20 protein-coding genes are annotated in these 18,423 nt (G+C 39.9%); all 20 read left to right on the top strand.

Translation table 11 applies throughout. The features are described 5' to 3' along the window. The first annotated feature begins 1 nt into the window (after position 1). The 20 genes from uvrA to ACFX4R_RS19300 all read left to right on the top strand — a co-directional run bounded on the left by uvrA (position 2) and on the right by ACFX4R_RS19300 (position 18,408). Complete coding sequence (uvrA, locus tag ACFX4R_RS19205; RefSeq protein ID WP_377570086.1) at positions 2-2,878, top strand: excinuclease ABC subunit UvrA; 2,877 nt, start codon at positions 2-4, stop codon at positions 2,876-2,878. 87 nt (positions 2,879-2,965) lie between these two features. After that, a complete protein-coding gene (locus ACFX4R_RS19210) occupies positions 2,966-3,277 on the top strand; it encodes a hypothetical protein (RefSeq protein ID WP_013059730.1) in 312 nt (103 codons plus the stop codon). Between the two features lie 38 nt (positions 3,278-3,315). Further along, positions 3,316-4,407, top strand: a complete 1,092-nt coding sequence (locus ACFX4R_RS19215; protein ID WP_043977367.1) for a DUF4097 family beta strand repeat-containing protein — start codon at positions 3,316-3,318, stop codon at positions 4,405-4,407. Between the two features lie 41 nt (positions 4,408-4,448). Further along, the gene (locus tag ACFX4R_RS19220) at positions 4,449-4,643 is read left to right on the top strand and encodes a PspC domain-containing protein (protein ID WP_013059728.1); all 195 of its coding nucleotides are present in this window, start codon (positions 4,449-4,451) and stop codon (positions 4,641-4,643) included. 2 nt (positions 4,644-4,645) lie between these two features. After that, a complete protein-coding gene (locus tag ACFX4R_RS19225; protein ID WP_013059727.1) occupies positions 4,646-5,011 on the top strand; it encodes a phage holin family protein in 366 nt (121 codons plus the stop codon). A gap of 188 nt (positions 5,012-5,199) precedes the next feature. Then, positions 5,200-6,135, top strand: a complete 936-nt coding sequence (gene hprK, locus ACFX4R_RS19230; RefSeq protein WP_013085404.1) for an HPr(Ser) kinase/phosphatase — start codon at positions 5,200-5,202, stop codon at positions 6,133-6,135. Positions 6,136-6,151: 16 nt separating this feature from the next. Further along, positions 6,152-6,985 carry a prolipoprotein diacylglyceryl transferase gene (lgt, locus tag ACFX4R_RS19235; RefSeq protein WP_013085403.1) on the top strand — a complete coding sequence of 278 codons (834 nt, stop codon included), beginning with the start codon at positions 6,152-6,154 and terminating at the stop codon, positions 6,983-6,985. 60 nt (positions 6,986-7,045) lie between these two features. Next, complete coding sequence (ppaX, locus tag ACFX4R_RS19240) at positions 7,046-7,693, top strand: pyrophosphatase PpaX (protein ID WP_028409653.1); 648 nt, start codon at positions 7,046-7,048, stop codon at positions 7,691-7,693. Beyond that, a complete protein-coding gene (locus ACFX4R_RS19245) occupies positions 7,690-8,217 on the top strand; it encodes an acyltransferase (RefSeq protein WP_097824890.1) in 528 nt (175 codons plus the stop codon). Before ppaX ends, ACFX4R_RS19245 begins: the two co-directional genes overlap by 4 nt. Before the next feature lie 175 nt (positions 8,218-8,392). After that, positions 8,393-9,574: an ATP phosphoribosyltransferase regulatory subunit gene (locus tag ACFX4R_RS19250; protein WP_043977360.1), complete on the top strand. Its 1,182-nt coding sequence runs from the start codon at positions 8,393-8,395 to the stop codon at positions 9,572-9,574. After that, positions 9,574-10,206 carry an ATP phosphoribosyltransferase gene (hisG, locus tag ACFX4R_RS19255; RefSeq protein ID WP_013059721.1) on the top strand — a complete coding sequence of 211 codons (633 nt, stop codon included), beginning with the start codon at positions 9,574-9,576 and terminating at the stop codon, positions 10,204-10,206. Before ACFX4R_RS19250 ends, hisG begins: the two co-directional genes overlap by 1 nt. 15 nt (positions 10,207-10,221) lie before the next feature. Further along, positions 10,222-11,490, top strand: a complete 1,269-nt coding sequence (hisD, locus tag ACFX4R_RS19260) for a histidinol dehydrogenase (RefSeq protein ID WP_013085399.1) — start codon at positions 10,222-10,224, stop codon at positions 11,488-11,490. 75 nt (positions 11,491-11,565) lie between these two features. Continuing rightward, positions 11,566-12,150 carry an imidazoleglycerol-phosphate dehydratase HisB gene (gene hisB, locus ACFX4R_RS19265; RefSeq protein WP_043977358.1) on the top strand — a complete coding sequence of 195 codons (585 nt, stop codon included), beginning with the start codon at positions 11,566-11,568 and terminating at the stop codon, positions 12,148-12,150. Next, entirely contained in the window at positions 12,151-12,798 is a 648-nt protein-coding gene (gene hisH, locus ACFX4R_RS19270) for an imidazole glycerol phosphate synthase subunit HisH (protein ID WP_377570089.1), read from the top strand. Further along, the gene (hisA, locus tag ACFX4R_RS19275; protein ID WP_377570091.1) at positions 12,785-13,519 is read left to right on the top strand and encodes a 1-(5-phosphoribosyl)-5-[(5-phosphoribosylamino)methylideneamino]imidazole-4-carboxamide isomerase; all 735 of its coding nucleotides are present in this window, start codon (positions 12,785-12,787) and stop codon (positions 13,517-13,519) included. Before hisH ends, hisA begins: the two co-directional genes overlap by 14 nt. Beyond that, entirely contained in the window at positions 13,519-14,277 is a 759-nt protein-coding gene (gene hisF, locus ACFX4R_RS19280; RefSeq protein WP_016765868.1) for an imidazole glycerol phosphate synthase subunit HisF, read from the top strand. Before hisA ends, hisF begins: the two co-directional genes overlap by 1 nt. Continuing rightward, complete coding sequence (gene hisIE / locus ACFX4R_RS19285) at positions 14,274-14,897, top strand: bifunctional phosphoribosyl-AMP cyclohydrolase/phosphoribosyl-ATP diphosphatase HisIE (protein WP_013059715.1); 624 nt, start codon at positions 14,274-14,276, stop codon at positions 14,895-14,897. Before hisF ends, hisIE begins: the two co-directional genes overlap by 4 nt. A 181-nt stretch (positions 14,898-15,078) precedes the next feature. Beyond that, positions 15,079-16,581 (top strand): tetratricopeptide repeat protein, encoded by a 1,503-nt coding sequence (locus tag ACFX4R_RS19290; RefSeq protein ID WP_043977338.1) that lies wholly within the window; start codon positions 15,079-15,081, stop codon positions 16,579-16,581. Positions 16,582-16,692: 111 nt separating this feature from the next. Further along, a complete protein-coding gene (trxB, locus tag ACFX4R_RS19295; protein ID WP_013059713.1) occupies positions 16,693-17,646 on the top strand; it encodes a thioredoxin-disulfide reductase in 954 nt (317 codons plus the stop codon). A 303-nt stretch (positions 17,647-17,949) separates the two neighbouring features. Next, on the top strand, positions 17,950-18,408 hold the full coding sequence (locus ACFX4R_RS19300) for an 8-oxo-dGTP diphosphatase (RefSeq protein WP_013059712.1): 459 nt from the start codon (positions 17,950-17,952) through the stop codon (positions 18,406-18,408). The last annotated feature ends 15 nt before the right edge of the window (positions 18,409-18,423 follow it).

Here is an 18,423-nt window from a genome sequence, read left to right on the forward strand (position 1 = left end):
CATGGCGATGGAAAAAATCGTGGTAAAAGGTGCACGAGCCCACAATTTGAAAAATATCGATATTGAAATCCCGCGAGACAAATTAGTAGTATTAACGGGGTTATCAGGTTCTGGTAAATCTTCTTTAGCTTTCGATACAATCTATGCAGAAGGACAAAGACGTTATGTCGAGTCGCTTTCGGCATATGCAAGACAGTTTTTAGGTCAAATGGATAAGCCCGATGTAGATTCAATCGAAGGATTGTCGCCTGCTATTTCAATCGATCAAAAAACAACGAGCCGAAACCCTCGTTCAACCGTCGGAACTGTGACCGAAATCTATGACTATTTGCGCCTTTTGTTTGCTCGTGTAGGAAAGCCGATTTGTCCTAATCATGGAATTGAAATTACATCTCAAACGATTGAGCAAATGGTAGATAGAATTTTAGAGTACCCTGAACGTACAAAGCTTCAAGTACTGGCACCTGTGGTATCTGGCCGAAAAGGTACCCACGTAAAAGTGTTAGAAGATATTAAAAAGGAAGGGTACGTTCGCATTCGAGTAGACGGAGAAATGCGTGAAATAACAGAAGAAATTGAACTGGAAAAAAACAAAAAGCACTCCATTGAAGTAGTAATTGATCGCGTTGTTGTAAAAGAAGGTGTAGCCGCTCGTTTGTCGGACTCTTTGGAATCAGCTCTTCGCCTCGGAGAAGGGAAAGTAATTATTGATGTGATAGGTGAAGAAGAACTGCTTTTTAGTGAGCATCATGCTTGTCCAAAATGTGGTTTCTCCATTGGAGAACTTGAGCCCCGCATGTTTTCATTTAATAGTCCGTACGGGGCGTGTCCAACGTGTGACGGGTTAGGAACGAAATTGGAAGTGGACAAAGATTTAGTTATTCCTAACTATGACTTAACGCTTCGTCAGCACGCAATTGCACCTTGGGAGCCAACAAGTTCTCAATACTATCCGCAGCTGCTTGAAGCCGTATGTACACATTACGGCATCGATATGGGCGTGCCGGTGCGAGATATCCCGGAACATTTATTTGATAAAGTATTATATGGCAGCGGTAAAGAAAAAATTTACTTTCGCTATGAAAATGATTTTGGCCAAGTAAGAGAAAATCATATCGAATTTGAAGGCGTGCTTCGGAATGTAGAGCGCCGTTATCATGAAACAAGTTCAGATTATATCCGTGAGCAAATGGAAAAGTACATGGCTCAGCAAGCTTGCCCAAAATGTAAAGGAAATCGCTTAAAACGCGAAAGCTTAGCGGTGCTTATTGACGAAAAGCATATAGGAGATACAACCCGCTTCTCAGTAAAAGAAGCATATGATTTTTTTGAAAGTCTCAGCCTATCTGAAAAAGACATGAAGATTGCGGATATGATACTGCGTGAAATTCGTGAGCGTCTAAGCTTTCTCATTAACGTGGGGCTTGATTACCTAACATTAAACCGCTCTGCTGGAACTCTCTCGGGAGGAGAAGCACAGCGGATCCGTTTAGCTACTCAAATTGGTTCTCGTTTAACGGGGGTTCTTTATATTTTAGATGAACCTTCTATCGGTCTTCATCAGCGTGACAATGATCGCTTAATTCGCACGATGCAAGATATGCGCGATATTGGAAATACGTTGATTGTTGTAGAACATGACGAAGATACGATGATGGCAGCTGATTATTTAATTGATATCGGACCAGGAGCCGGTGTACACGGAGGTGCTGTTGTTTCTCAAGGTGCGCCTCAGGAAGTGATGAAGGATGAAAACTCTTTAACGGGTCAATATCTATCAGGAGAGAAGTTTATTCCTCTTCCAGCGGAAAGACGGTCAATAGATAAAGATCGGATGATTGAAATTATAGGAGCAAAAGAAAATAATTTAAAAAATGTAAAAGCAAAGCTTCCGTTAGGTATGTTCACGGCTGTTACAGGTGTATCTGGATCAGGTAAGAGTACGCTGGTAAATGATATCCTTCATAAATCATTGGCGCAAAAGCTGCATAAAGCAAAAAGCAAAGCAGGAGAACATAAAGAAATCAAAGGCATTGAACACTTAGATAAAGTCATCGATATTGATCAGTCTCCCATAGGCCGTACGCCTCGTTCGAACCCTGCAACTTATACAGGCGTATTCGATGACATCCGAGATGTATTTGCCCAAACAAACGAAGCAAAAGTGCGCGGATATAAAAAAGGCCGTTTTAGCTTTAACGTGAAAGGCGGCCGCTGTGAAGCTTGTCGAGGAGACGGTATTATCAAGATTGAAATGCATTTCTTGCCAGATGTATACGTCCCTTGTGAAGTCTGCCACGGCAAACGATATAACCGTGAAACTTTAGAAGTGAAATACAAAGATCAAAACATTTCAGATGTGTTGGATATGACCGTTGAAGACGCGCTTCACTTCTTTGAAAACATTCCAAAGATTAAGCGGAAGCTACAGACAATTTACGATGTAGGACTTGGCTATATCACCCTTGGACAGCCGGCTACTACTTTATCCGGTGGAGAGGCACAGCGTGTAAAATTAGCTTCAGAGCTTCACCGCCGCTCAACAGGAAGAACGCTGTACATTTTAGACGAACCGACTACCGGTCTTCATGTCGATGATATTGCACGATTATTAAAAGTGCTCCAGCGTTTAGTTGAAAATGGAGATACGGTTTTAGTGATCGAACATAATTTAGACGTCATCAAAGCAGCTGATTACCTGCTTGATTTAGGGCCTGAAGGTGGAGATAAAGGCGGACAAATTGTGGCTACGGGTACGCCAGAAGAAGTGGCAAAAGTAAAAGAATCCTATACGGGTCATTATTTGAACCCAATTTTAGAACGTGACCGCAAGCGTATGGAGAAAAAAGTTGAAAAAGCAGAGGCATTAACTCGTTAAAAGACACCAGCATTGGTGTCTTTTTTATAAAGAATGAAACTTTTTAACTCATTAAACCGTAATACATGATATAAGGAGCTGATTATTATGGAAGGAAATCGCATACTATCTTCCTTAAATTATTTTAGCGTTTTCTTTGCACCATTTTTATTACCTATTATTATTTATTTTGTTGTTCATAACATAGAAGTAAAGAAACATGCAAAAACTGCATTTTTGTCACATTTATTACCTATCGCTACAGCGATCTTGTTCTTATTTTTCTTGCTTCCTGCTCTTACTGGCTCTAGTGGAACGGTATTTATTCTTTTAATTGTAGCTTTAGTTGTTGTTTCTTTAGTTAATGTTGTTGTGTTTGTATGGAATATTGTAAAAGGGATACAAATATTAAGCAGATAAAAGTTAAATGACTAAAACGTAAAGAGGAGATGGAAGGTATGAGTGAAAAGCGTAAACAAATTTTACAGATGGTAGAAGAAGGGAAACTTAGCGTAGATGAGGCTTTAACTTTGCTGAATTCATTGGAAAAAGACTCAGCTAATGATTCTTCCTATGCTACGCCTGATAAAGCTGAGCTATCCCCTTATGTAGGAGGAAAACAGAAAAAAACGTACGCTTCTAAGTCATCTCAAAGCTCTTTAAAGGAAAAATTATTTACATTTGTAGATCAAACGGTAAAAAAAGTAAAAGAAGGAGATTTAGATTTTAACTTTGGTCCTTCGATTGACGTTCAGCACATCTTTCAACAATCAGAAGCATATATTCAAGAGATTGACGTAGATTTAGCAAATGGAAGCGTCCAACTCCGACCTTGGGGAAGTACAGAAGTACGAATAGAGTGTGAAGCTGCTATCTACAAAGTAGAGAATTCGGATGAAGCACGCCGCACTTTCTTGCAGCATACGGCGTTTTCCATTGAAAATGGCAAATTGCGCTTTTCAATTCAGCAAAAGCAAATGAAAGTGAAAGCGATTATTTATATTCCAGAAATGGAATATGAACGCGTCAAGCTCCGTATGTTTAATGGTTCAATCGATGGGGAAAGACTAAGCGTACGAGACCTGAAAGCCAAAACAGCTAATGGTACCATCCGCTTTTACGATGTGAACAGCCATTCTCTCGAAATGGAGACATCAAACGGGCACATGGAACTTTCTCGAATACTCGCTTCGAAATGTGAGCTTGAAACAATCAATGGAACGGTTAAATTTGATGGAGATACAAAAAAGATTGATGTTCAGACATTTAACGGAGATATTGATACGTATTTAAAAGGAGAGCGCATTGAAAAAGCATTTTTCAAAACGACTACAGGAAGCATTACGCTCTATACGCCGCCTCATCTCTCCGTTGATGGAGATTTGAAATCTAACTTTGGGAATTTTACGTGTACACTTCCTGAGATGGAAATAGTAGATGAAAAAAAAGAAACGGTGATGAAACAACTTCGTTTCAAAGCAAATGTCGCTTCGCCCAAAGGCTATAAATTGTTAGCTGAATCCAAAACGGGCTCAATTGTTATAAAATAGAAAACGCTTGTTTTAGTAAAAAAACAAAGGAGATGATTAACGTGCGAAAGTTGTATCGTTCGCGAACAAATCGCAAGCTTGCGGGTGTTATCGGCGGTATTTCTCAGTATATCGGAATAGATGCTTCACTACTCCGCGTATTGTTTATCATCAGTTTATTTTTTACAGTAGGTACTCCGGTCATCTTATATATGATTTTTGTGTTTTTAGTTCCAAATGAAGAAGGAGATTTCTAAAAATGTTATTGCGTGGAATCATTAGTATTTTAATCAATGCCCTCGTATTAATCGTAATTGCAGGTTATATCGACACTTTCCACTTGGAATCAGTCAGTGCAGCTATTATCGCGAGCTTGATTCTATCTATTTTGAACGTGTTTGTTAAGCCGATTTTAATTTTACTTACCCTGCCGGTGACATTTCTTACGCTTGGGCTGTTTTTATTCGTCATTAATGCCATTACGCTGATGATTACACAAAGTGTTATGGGAGATTCTTTTAATATTGACGGGTTTGGTACAGCGCTTTTAGCCTCAGTAATTATGTCGCTTTTAAATGCGCTTATTCAACGAGTGATTGTTGAACCGCTTCAAAATAGAAGATAACTTTCTTGCAATATTTAATTTTCTAAAAAAGATGGTAAGGTGATGCAGCCTATGCCATCTTTTTTTTCTTTTCTTTCCGTATTAATGATAAAATAAAATGGCTAGAACCAAACGCGACATAAAAGCGAGAGTTGGATATACTGTAGACATGAACAGGTATATGACTGTTCATAAAAGGAGGATGCACGGTGGTTAAAGTACGTACAAAAGACATCATTGAGAAATTTAAATTAGAACTTATTAGCGGAGAAGAAGGAATCGACCGCCCTATTTCAACAAGTGATATTTCACGTCCAGGTATTGAAATGGCAGGTTATTTTACATATTACCCAGCAGAACGTATCCAGCTGTTAGGTAAAACAGAACTATCATTTTTTAAACAATTAGATGATGAACAAAAAAAAGTTCGAATGGAAAAGATGTGTACAGATATCACGCCGGCTATCATTGTTTCGCGCGAAATGGATGTACCGAAAGAACTTATCGAAGCTTCAGAGCGTGAATCAGTTCCTGTGCTGCGTTCAAGCTTTAAAACAACGCGACTTTCCAGCCATTTAACGAATTTTCTTGAAAGCCGGCTAGCACCTACTACTGCCATGCACGGCGTATTAGTCGATATATACGGAATTGGTGTATTAATCATGGGAAAAAGCGGCGTTGGTAAAAGTGAAACAGCTCTAGAGCTTGTTAAGAGGGGACATCGTCTAGTAGCCGATGACTGTGTGGAAATCCGTCAAGAAGATCAAGACACGCTTGTAGGAAATGCGCCTGGTTTAATCGAGCATTTGCTTGAAATTCGAGGACTAGGGATCATCAATGTGATGACGCTATTCGGCGCAGGAGCTGTACGAAGCTATAAGCGAATTTCACTTGTTATTCAGTTAGAGACATGGGATCAGCAGAAACATTATGATCGCCTTGGTTTAGAAGAAGATAAAATGAAAATTATTGATACAGACGTTACAAAAATTACATTGCCAGTACGTCCGGGACGAAACTTAGCTGTTATCATTGAAGTGGCGGCAATGAACTTCCGCTTAAAGCGTATGGGTATTAACGCAGCAGAACAATTTTCTGCACGTCTAACAGATGTAATTGAAGAAGGAGATCGTGAAGATTTATAAGAAAGGGTGTTAACTTGTGGAAGCAACTATTCAGCCGTTAGATCGCGTTTTCCTTGAAATTGGCCCTCTAACGGTCTACTGGTACGGCGTAATTATCGGTGCAGGTGTTCTATTAGGTCTTTATATTGCGACAAGAGAAAGTGTAAGAAGAGGCTTATCAAAAGATACATTTGTTGATCTTATCTTATTTGCTGTGCCAATAGCTATTATTTGTGCACGAATTTATTATGTATCCTTTGAATGGGGATACTATTCAAAGCATTTAAATGAAATACCTCAGATTTGGCAAGGTGGGATTGCCATTCATGGGGGCTTAATCGGAGGCGTATTAACTGCCATTGTGTATTCGAAAGTAAAAAAAATTTCATTTTGGAAGTTGGCTGATATTGCTGCGCCTAGTTTAATCCTTGGCCAAGCCATTGGGCGCTGGGGAAACTTTATGAATCAAGAGGCACATGGGGGCCCGGTTACCCGTGCTTTTTTAGAAGGGTTGCACCTTCCAAATTTTATCATTAACCAAATGTATATTAACGGTACATACTACCATCCTACGTTTTTATACGAATCATTATGGGATTTTGCCGGATTTATCCTGTTGATGGTACTTCGCCGCACCAGTCTGCGAAAAGGAGAAATTTTCTTATCTTATTTAATCTGGTACTCAGTTGGACGCTTCTTTGTAGAAGGGCTTCGCACGGATAGTTTAATGCTGACGCATACACTCAGAATCGCTCAAGTTGTTTCACTCGCACTGATTGTAATAGCCATTATTTTAATTATTGTCCGCCGCGTGACGGGCATGAGTAAACAGAAATACTTAGAGAATGAAGAAGCACAATCTAAGGCGTAAATGAAGAAAAGCTACAAGATTTACACAAACTTGATTTGACGCAAGGGAAGGAAATGAATAATGACGATTAATACGGTTTTGTTTGATTTAGACGGTACGTTAATTGATACAAATGAATTAATTATTGCTTCGTTTACTCATACGCTTAATCACTATTATCCTGAACAATATACTCGTGAAGATATTTTACAGTTTATGGGACCTCCTTTATACGACACGTTTGTAGAAATGGATAAAACGAAAGTAAACGAAATGATTGAGATGTATCGCACGCATAATCTAGCTAATCATGATTTGCTTGTTAAAGAATTTGAAGGCGTACTTGAAACAGTTAAATGGCTGCACGAGCAGAATTATAAATTAGGCATTGTCACAACAAAGCAAAGAAATACGGTCATGATGGGGCTTAAGTTAACAAAGTTAGACCAGTTCTTTGATACGATTGTTGCAATTGAAGACGTAACAAATGCAAAGCCGCATCCTGAGCCAGTAGAAAAAGCACTGAAGCTGCTTAATGCTAAACCTGAAGAAGCGCTGATGGTGGGAGATAACCATCATGACATCGTTTCTGGCCAAAGAGCTTATACGAAAACAGCTGGAGTTGCTTGGAGCGCAAAAGGAAGAGATCATATCGCTTCTTATAATCCTGATATTATTTTAGAGAATATGACGGATTTAATTGATATATTAAAAGGAGAACGTCAGTGAGAAAAACGACGCGCTATCCGGTTAAAGGAGCTAATTCCCTTTGGCATGTCTATAAGACCGTGCCTTTTTGGAAAGTAGTGCGCAACTTCCTAATCATTCAATGCGCTCGCTATACGCCTTTTCTTTCGATGAAAAACTGGCTGTACAAAGCGTGCCTAGGGATGAAAGTAGGACCTCAAACATCCTTTGCCCTTATGGTGATGCTCGATATTATGTTTCCTGAAAAAATACAAGTAGGACGCAATACGGTTATCGGATACAATACAACTATTCTCGCTCATGAATATCTGATAACGGAATATCGTCTTGGAGATGTCATCATTGGGGATGAAGTGATGATTGGAGCAAATAGCACCATCCTTCCAGGCGTAACAATCGGCAACGGAGCGGTTGTAGCGGCTGGAACGGTGGTTCATAAAGATGTAGCACCCGGTTTCTTTGTTGGAGGTAACCCTATGCGTGTCATCTATACAAAAGAAGAAATGGAAAAGCGCAAGGAAGCAGAGCCTAAAGCCACAACTTAGCAAGAACTAAGCTGTGGTTTTTTTTGTAAATTTGAACAGCTGGCGGTTGACGGCTGACTTTATCGGGTGTAAACTATCAATAACTTTAATTTGTTATTCCGCTAATACATTAGCGTGATAAAGCGAAATCAACCTATCAATAATAGATAAAATCAAGCTTAAAGGACGTGTCGGAATGTCAAAGTTATTTATGTTTGAAAAACCCCTTGGAATGAGAGATACCCTGCCAGCTCTTTTTGAAAGAAAAAAACAAGTTCGCAATCAGCTGGCAGATGAAATCAGCAGCTGGGGCTATCAATATATGGCAACGCCTACTGTGGAATACTACGAGACGGTAGGAAGCGCATCAGCTATTTTAGATCAACAATTGTTTAAACTTTTAGATAAAGAAGGGCATACGCTTGTGCTGCGACCGGATGTAACAACGCCATTTGCACGTGTGGCCGCTTCAAAACTTTTAAATAATTCTCCTTTGCGCTTAGCTTATGAAGCAAATGTATTCCGAGCTCAGCAGCGTGAGGGCGGCCGCCCGGCGGAGTTTGAACAAATAGGCGTTGAGCTAATTGGAGACGCTACGATGAGCAGCGATGCTGAAGTGATTGCTCTCATGATCGGCGCGTTAAAAAGAGCGGGACTTAAATCATTTAAAGTGGCAATTGGCCACATCGGGTTTGTTAATTCGCTTTTTTTAGAAATTGTCGGAAATGAAGAACGTGCTAACGTGCTTCGCCGCTTTTTATATGAGAAAAATTACGTGGGTTATCGTAATCATGTAAAAGATTTGAATCTATCTTCTATTGATAAACAGCGTCTCCTTCAGCTGCTTAACCTGCGCGGAGATGAAAAGAAGATTGAAGAAGCGGTTGAACTAGTTGAAAACGAAGCTGGTAAAAAAGCAGCCGGTGATTTGAAAAAGCTATGGAATATGCTTGATGCGTACGGTGTAACGGATGAAATTAAAATTGATTTTAACTTAGTCAGTCATATGAGCTATTACACAGGTATTTTATTTGAAGTCTTTGCTGAAAACGTTGGTTTCCATATCGGTAATGGAGGACGTTATGACCAGCTTCTTGAAAAATTTGCGTCTAAAACACCAGCTACAGGATTTGGAATTCAGCTCGACCGCTTAATTGAAGCGCTGGGCGAAGAAGTATATGAGCCTTCAGCAGTATACGGCATATTATATAGCCAGGAGCGTTTAGATGAGGCATTAGCTTTAGCTGCTGAACAGCGCAAGCAAGGATACCGGGTAGTGACTCAGGAAATTGCAGGCGTTGATGATGTTGATGTATTTACTGCACAGTTTGAAGAAGTCACGTTTCTAATTGGAAAACGAGGCAAGGGGGGACAATAATGAGTGAACTATTAACAATTGCAATGCCAAAAGGACGTATTTTTGAAGAAGCAGCTGAACTTTTGCGTCAAGCAGACTTTCAATTGCCGCCAGAATTTGACGATTCGCGCAAGCTGATTGTAGACATTCCTGAAGAGAACATGCGCTTTATTTTAGCAAAACCAATGGACGTTACTACTTATGTAGAATACGGGGTAGCGGATCTTGGTATTGCAGGTAAAGACGTAATGTTAGAAGAAGAAAGAGATGTCTATGAGCTGTTGGATTTAAATATTAGTAAATGTCATCTGGCCGTTGCCGGTTTGCCTAATGCTAAAAAATCAGAAATTGCTCAAAAAGTGGCAACCAAATATCCAAATGTAGCATCTACTTATTTCAGGGAGCAAGGAGAGCAAGTAGAAATTATTAAATTGAATGGTTCCATTGAATTAGCGCCTTTAATCGGCCTGGCTGATCGGATCGTTGATATTGTATCAACAGGACAAACACTAAAAGAGAACGGACTTGTTGAATTGGAGCACATTGAAGATATTACATCGCGTTTGATTGTGAACCCTGTGAGCTATCGTTTAAAAGACGAACGAATTGATGATTTAGTGAATCGTTTAGCCCAAGTGGTTCAACCTGTATAAAAGAGGTGACATACATTGAAAATTACACGTGTAACAGAACAAGTGAGCTTAAAACGTACGATTGATCAAGGAACGAGTGCTCAAAGAGAAATTGTCGTAAATATTTTAAAGCAGGTGCAAGAGCAAAAAGACGAAGCTTTAAAAAGGTATACAGCCCAATTTGACGGCGTTGAGCTTTCTTCTTTGCTTGTGACAGAACAAGAAAAGAAGCGTGCTTATGAGCTGGTTGATGCAGATATGCTGTCAATCATTCGTGAAGCTGCTGACAACATTCGTGATTACCACGAAAGAATGGTCGAGCAGTCTTGGATGACAACAAAAGAAGATGGAACCATTTTAGGGCAGAAAGTAACGCCTTTAGATGCAGTAGGTGTTTATGTACCGGGAGGCCTTGCGGCTTATCCTTCTTCCGTTTTAATGAATGTCATTCCTGCTCAAGTGGCAGGTGTAAAACGTATCGTGATGGTTTCACCTCCAGGAAAAGACGGCGCGCTTCCTGCTGGAGTAGTGGTAGCAGCGAGTGAGCTTGGGGTCAAAGAGATTTATAAAGTAGGGGGAGCTCAGGCAGTAGGGGCACTTGCCTATGGAACAGAAACAATTCAATCCGTCGATAAAATTGTAGGGCCAGGTAATATCTTTGTTGCATTAGCGAAAAGGGAAGTATATGGCTTAGTAGACATTGACTCAATTGCTGGACCTAGTGAAATTGTCGTACTAGCAGACGATACGGCTAAGCCGAACGAAGTGGCCGCTGATTTATTGTCTCAAGCAGAACATGACAAATTAGCTTCAAGTATTTTAGTTACACCTTCTATGAAATTAGCCGAAGCTGTTAAAGAAGAAGTGGAAAGACAAGTGGAATCTTTACCTCGTAAAGAAATTGCAAAACCTTCTATTGATAACCATGGCGCTATTTATGTGACCGGGTCATTAGAAGAAGCGATTGAAGCTGTTAATCAATTAGCTCCTGAGCATTTAGAAATTATGACTGAAAGTCCGCTTGAACTTTTAGGTTCCATTCGTCATGCCGGTGCTATTTTTCTAGGAAGATACAGCTCAGAACCTGTTGGCGATTATTTCGCGGGACCAAACCATGTTCTTCCAACAAATGGGACAGCAAAATTCTCAAGTCCTTTATCAGTTGATTCATTTGTGAAAAAGTCTAGTATCATTTCATACAGCCAACAAGCTCTGCAGAAAAATGTCTCGAAAATCGCAGCATTTGCTCGTTTAGAAGGGCTAGAAGCTCATGCAAGGGCGGTTGAAGAACGCTTTAAAAAATAAGGTGGAGATTAAAAGAAAAGAGTAGAAATGTTCTTTTCTTTACTTATTACATGCACAGTTGAAAGGAGTTTCACAATGAGAGAGTCAAGTATTAAACGTACAACAAACGAAACGGATATTGCATTAGCGATTGGAATCGATGGAGAAGGAAAAGCGAGCATTGATACAGGCGTTCCTTTTTTAAATCATATGCTCGATTTATTTACAAAACACGGACAGTTTAACCTTGATGTAAAAGCAGATGGAGACACGGAGATTGATGATCACCATACAACGGAAGATATCGGTATTTGCCTTGGTCAAACGTTCAAAGAAGCGCTCGGTGATAAAAAAGGAATTAAGCGCTATGGAAATGCTTTCGTACCAATGGATGACGCGTTGGCTCAAGTGGTAGTAGATTTAAGCAATCGTCCTCATTTTGAATTTAAAGGTGATATTCCCGCGCCGCGCGTCGGTACATTTGATACAGAGCTTGTGTATGAATTTTTATGGAAATTTGCATTAGAATCTCGCATGAATGTACATGTAATTGTACACTACGGTAAAAATACGCACCACATTATTGAAGCGGTGTTTAAGGCTTTAGCACGTGCTTTGGACGAAGCGACAACGATTGATCCGCGTGTCAAAGGTGTGCCTTCGACGAAAGGGATGTTGTAAATGATTGGAATTATCGACTATGGGATGGGCAACTTATACAGCGTAAGTAAAGCTCTTGAACGATTAAACTATGATTGTATTATCTCGGCAGATCCTGCAGAACTAAGAAAGGCAAAAGGGCTGATTCTTCCTGGAGTTGGAGCATTCAAAGATGCGATGGAACAGCTGAATCAAACAAAGCTGACGGACTTTATTAAAGAAGAAGTAGCAAAAGGAATGCCTTTGCTTGGAATTTGTTTAGGTATGCAGCTTTTATTTGAAGAAAGCGATGAGAACGGCGTAACAAAAGGGCTGGAACTGTTAAAAGGGAGAGTCGAGCGTATTCCCGGCATTACTGCCGAAGGACAGACATATAAAGTTCCCCATATGGGCTGGAACTCTTTAGATTTTCATCAGCAGTCTGCTCTGCTTGATGGAATCAGTGAAGGTCATGTGTACTTTGTTCACTCTTATTACGTAAAAACAAATGATCAAGACGTGCTTTTAGCAACAAGTCCTTATGATGTCGAAGTTCCAGCAGTTGTTGGAAAAGAACACGTATTTGGCACTCAATTCCACCCTGAAAAAAGCAGTGCAATCGGAATGCAAATGCTGCAAAATTATGCAAACTTCGTAGAGAAAAGGAGCCCATCGTATGAGCAAATTTGAAATATATCCAGCCATTGATATGCGCGGAGGAAAGTGCGTCCGTTTGCTTCAAGGAGATTACTCAAAAGAAACGGTGTACGGAGATTCTCCGGTAGATATGGCCACACAATTCGCAAGTGAAGGCGCTCAGTGGATTCACATGGTTGATTTAGACGGCGCAAAAGCGGCCAAGCGCGTGAATGATGAATTTGTGCTAGGCGTGAAAAAGAAATTAGATGTACGTGTGCAAATTGGAGGAGGCATTCGCTCAGAAGCTGACGTTGCTTACTATTTAGAAAACGGAATTGACCGTGTTATTTTAGGAAGTGCAGCTATTTCTAATCCTGAATTTGTGAAAAAAATGCTGAAGGAATATGGTGCGCGTATTGCTATTGGTATTGATGCACGTGATGGCTATGTTGCGACGGAAGGCTGGGTGGAAACATCTACAATCAAAGCGACAGAACTAGGAAAAGAATTGGCTAATGTTGGTGCGGAAACATTTATTTTCACGGATATTTCTACTGATGGTATGCTGTCTGGTCCTAATGTGGAAGGAATTGTTGAAATGGCTAAGGCTACTGGAAAAGGTGTGATTGCATCAGGGGGAGTTAGTAAACTTGCTGATCTAGATGCACTAAAGAAATATGAAGCTGACGGTGTTATTGGTGCCATCGTAGGGAAAGCACTTTATACAAATAAGTTTACAGTAGCTGAAGCACTTCAAGAGGTGAAAGCGTAATGATTACAAAACGAATCATTCCTTGTTTAGATGTAAAGGACGGCCGTGTGGTAAAAGGAGTTCAGTTTGTGGAACTTCGAGATGCAGGAGATCCTGTAGAATTGGCGAAATTTTACGATGAAGAAGGCGCAGACGAATTAGTCTTTTTAGACATTTCTGCTTCTCATGAAGGACGCAAAACGATGGTACATGTTGTAGAAGAAGTAGCATCTCAGCTAGCGATTCCTTTTACGGTGGGCGGAGGAATTAATGCATTAGAAGATATGAAAAGAATGCTTCGTGCTGGTGCAGACAAAGTGTCATTAAATACAGCGGCCGTACTCAATCCAACACTGATTACAGAAGGGTCCGACTTTTTTGGAGCTCAGTGTATTGTGGTAGCCATCGATGCTAAGTACGATGAAAGCTTACAATCATGGCGAGTCTACACACACGGAGGCCGCAACGCAACGGACTGGGAAGTAATCGACTGGGCCAGAGAAGCAGTGAAGCGCGGTGCGGGTGAGATCTTGTTAACGAGTATGGATAAAGACGGTGAAAAATCAGGGTTTGATTTAGCATTAACCAAAGCAGTCAGCCAAGCGGTGAGCGTTCCTGTTATTGCTTCTGGCGGCGCAGGAAATGGTCAAGATTTTGTGGATGCGTTTGAAAAAGGGGAAGCTGACGCGGCTTTGGCGGCTTCGATCTTTCACTATAAAGAAACATCTGTAAAAGAAATTAAAAGCTATGCAAAACAACAAGGAGTGAGCATTCGATGACGATTGAAAACATTAAATTCAACAGTGATGGACTTGTGCCAGCTATTGTACAAGATGCTGTGAGCAAAGAAGTTTTAACATTGGCTTATATGAACGAAGAATCACTTCAAAAATCAATTGATACACGTGAAACATGGTTTTACAGCCGTTCTCGACAAGAGTTGTGGCATAAGGGTGCAACCTCTGGAAACACACAAAAAATTGTGAGCATGGCATATGACTGTGATGCTGATTCTCTTGTTGTAAAAGTGGAGCCTCAAGGTCCTGCTTGTCATACGGGCGCTTACAGCTGCTTTAATGAAACAATTCTTGGTGAAAATAAACAAAATGATAATCGGTTTGCTATTATTAATGAGCTAGAAGAAGTAATCGCTAAGCGTGAAGCTGAAATGCCAGAAGGAGCTTATACGACGTACTTATTCGATAAAGGCGTAGATAAAATCCTCAAAAAAGTAGGAGAAGAAGCTGGTGAAGTGATTATTGCAGCAAAAAATCGTGACCATGATGAGCTGAAGTGGGAAGTTGCAGATTTATTGTACCACGTACTTGTTTTACTTCGTGAGCAAAAGCTGCCTTTAGACGATGTCCTATCAGTATTAAAAGAGCGTCACTCTAGCTAATAGCTACATAGTGAAAGGAGAGAAGGAGTTGTCTCATTTTAGATAAAAGAGGCAAAACCTTCTCTTATTTGTGTCCAGAAACGACTGTTTACAGGCTCCTTTTTTGAATAGAGGTATTAAACTTCTTGGCAAATGTGATATACTACGAACGTCGAAATTATCAACTTATTTGGAGGGCTTAATGGAAAAACACTCAAAAGTAATTCAAAAAATGGCACAAGTAATTCCATTTTCGCAAACGGGTGACTTCTATTTCGAAAAAGCGCTGCAGGCGTTTGAAGAAGAGGAGTCGGATAAAGCGCTCAAGTATTTAACGCGTGCAAACAAAGAAAATGCCCGTAATCCACAGCTTCTTACAAACGTTGGAGTAGCTTTAACGGAGCAGGGAGATTATCAAGATGCCAACGAGCTTTTTCTCCATGTGATTCATCATATGGACGATACATTAGGAAGCTGTTACTACTATATAGCCAACAGCTATGCGCATCTTGGACTGTTTGAAGAATCAAAAAAATACGCGATGTATTACATTGAGCATTTTCCAAATGGTGACCTCTTTCGATCGGCTACAGATCTGTTAGATTTACTATCAATTGATGTGGATGAAGAAGATGAAGAGCCTAAAAATCAGCTAGGCGACATGCTGATTATAAAACAAGAACAAGCAAAACGACTGCTTGAAGCAACGAATTTTGAAGAAGCAGTGGATTTGTTAACTGAAATAATTGATGAGTATCCAGAATTCTGGTCTGCATATAATAATTTAGCGTTAGCTTATTTTTATTTAAATAAAATTGATGAGGCAATGGATTTGCTGAATGAAGTATTGGAGAAAAACCCTGGAAATCTTCATGCGTTATGCAATCAGCTGATTTTCTATTATTATTGCCATAAGCATAAAGAAGTTGAGGAGCTTACAGACGGGCTTAGCCGCGTTTATCCAATGTCATTTGAACACCGCTATAAGCTTGGAGCAACATTTGCATTGATTGGTCAATACAAACTATCATACAGATGGTTAAAAAAGCTTTATACACAAGGATTTCAAGGAGACAACTCATTTCATTATTGGCTCTCATATGCCTCTTACTATACCGGACGTGAAGCGTTCGCTAAAGAAATGTGGAAGCTGGCATTGGAAGACGTTCCCGATAAAGAAGGAGAGGAGCCTTGGCGCATCAGTCAAAAAGCTGCGAAGGTTTTTCAATCGAAAGTGGATGTTACAGCGAAAAAGAAGTGTGCAACAAAAAATGTTCACGATCAGCTTTACAGCTTGTATATGGCGAAGAAGCTTCCTGAACAGCAGCGTCTGCTCCTTTTAGAAGAAATCAAGTCGTCCATACATATGAGTACACTTTTGGATGAAGTATATACGTATGTATGGCAGGATAAACAACATGTGATTTTTGAGGTGGCAGATGTTATTGAACTGGAGATGGAATCGCAGAATGAAAGTGATACCCAGGATCTTTTAAGCTTTTGGTTTTATGTATATGTACAGGTATATAAACAATCCTATGATTTTCAGCATGTGAACGTAAATGCATGGGCCGCAGCCGTCACATATATATGGGCGAAAGAACAAAACCAGTCTATTACTCAAGCCGATGCGGCAAAACAATATTCCATTTCCGCTGCAACAGTGAGAAAGTACAGTAAAATTGTGAATACGTTATTAAATTGAGCAAAAAAATAGACGGTAATAGGAAGAACATATTAGGATAGTGGTAACGAAATAATTATCCATAAATTTGGAATCAACTACGAAGGAATTTCCTAAAAGGAGTGTAAAGCAATGACAGAAGAAAAAATTTATGATGTCATTATTATTGGGGCAGGTCCAGCAGGTATGACTGCTGCTGTATATACATCTCGTGCAGATTTATCAACACTAATGATTGAACGCGGAATTCCAGGCGGTCAAATGGCTAATACGGAAGATGTAGAAAACTATCCAGGTTATGATCATATCCTTGGTCCTGACCTTTCTAACAAAATGTTTGAGCATGCAAAAAAATTCGGTGCGGAATATGCGTACGGTGATATTAAAGAAATCATCGACGGAGAAGAATACAAGACAGTTCGTGCAGGCAGCAAAGAATATAAAACACGTTCAGTAATCGTTGCTACGGGTGCTGAATATAAAAAATTAGGCGCGCCAGGAGAAAAAGAACTAGGCGGCCGCGGCGTATCTTATTGTGCTGTATGTGACGGTGCATTCTTTAAAGGTAAAGAGCTAGTTGTTGTAGGCGGTGGAGACTCTGCGGTTGAAGAAGGCGTATATTTAACACGCTTCGCAACAAAAGTAACAATTATTCACCGACGCGATGAGCTTCGCGCGCAGAAAATCCTACAGCAGCGTGCATTTGATAACGAAAAAGTTGACTTTATTTGGAATACGACGGTCAAAGAAGTAAATGAAAAAGACGGTAAAGTAGGAAGCGTAACGTTGGTAGATACAAAAACAGGTGAAGAGCGCGAGTTTGGTGCGGACGGCGTATTCATTTATGTTGGAATGGTTCCACTAACAAAACCATTCGAAAGCCTAAACATCACGAATAAAGAAGGATATATTGAAACGAACGAGCAAATGGAAACAAAAGTACCAGGTGTGTTCGCAGCTGGAGACGTTCGTGAAAAGGCTCTTCGTCAAATTGTAACAGCTACAGGCGATGGCAGCATTGCTGCTCAAGCGGCTCAGCACTATGTAGAAGAGTTAAAAGAAAAGTTAAAAGCTATTCAGCAATAAGGCTGAAATCAATCTTTTACAAAACGTAATTCGGTTTTAACTGTTCTGTAACACCTGTGAAACATTGATGGGGTACTATATAGATAGTAATTGACCCCCTTTTATAAAATATATGTATGTCGGGCATAGGACGTGTTCCTATGCCTCTTTTTTGTGACTATAACAGATTGAATTTACGTATATAACAGCAATGGATTATTTTCAGAAAATTTAGTAATAGTTAGTTCATCTCCGTTGTGAGAGAAGTTTGTTTCGTAGTATAATAAAAGAAAATGTCAGTATACATATGATGAGGTGGAAAACATGCAAAGGGTCACAAATTGTGTATTAATGAAAGATGATAAAGTATTGTTGCTTCAAAAGCCACGAAGAAACTGGTGGGTGGCCCCGGGTGGGAAAATGGAGCAAGGAGAATCTGTAAAAGACTCTGTTGTAAGAGAATTTCGTGAAGAAACGGGAATTTATTTGAAAAATCCCACTGTAAAAGGTATCTTTACTTTTACGATGAAAGAAAACGATCAAATTTCATCTGAATGGATGATGTTTACTTTTTTTGCTACAGATTTTGATGGGACAAATGTGCTAGAATCAGAAGAAGGCAAACTCGGTTGGCATAATTTGAGTGAAGTAAGTGAATTGCCGATGGCACCGGGAGATCATCACATTATCGATTATGTAGCAAAAGGGTCGGGTGTTATTTATGGCAACTTTACGTATACAACGGATTTCGAGTTATTATCTTATCGAATTGATCCTTGTTAATGATAAATAGACATG

Origin of the sequence: Priestia sp. YIM B13490, assembly GCF_042787735.1 — a bacterium.
GTDB classification, from domain to species: domain Bacteria; phylum Bacillota; class Bacilli; order Bacillales; family Bacillaceae_H; genus Priestia; species Priestia megaterium.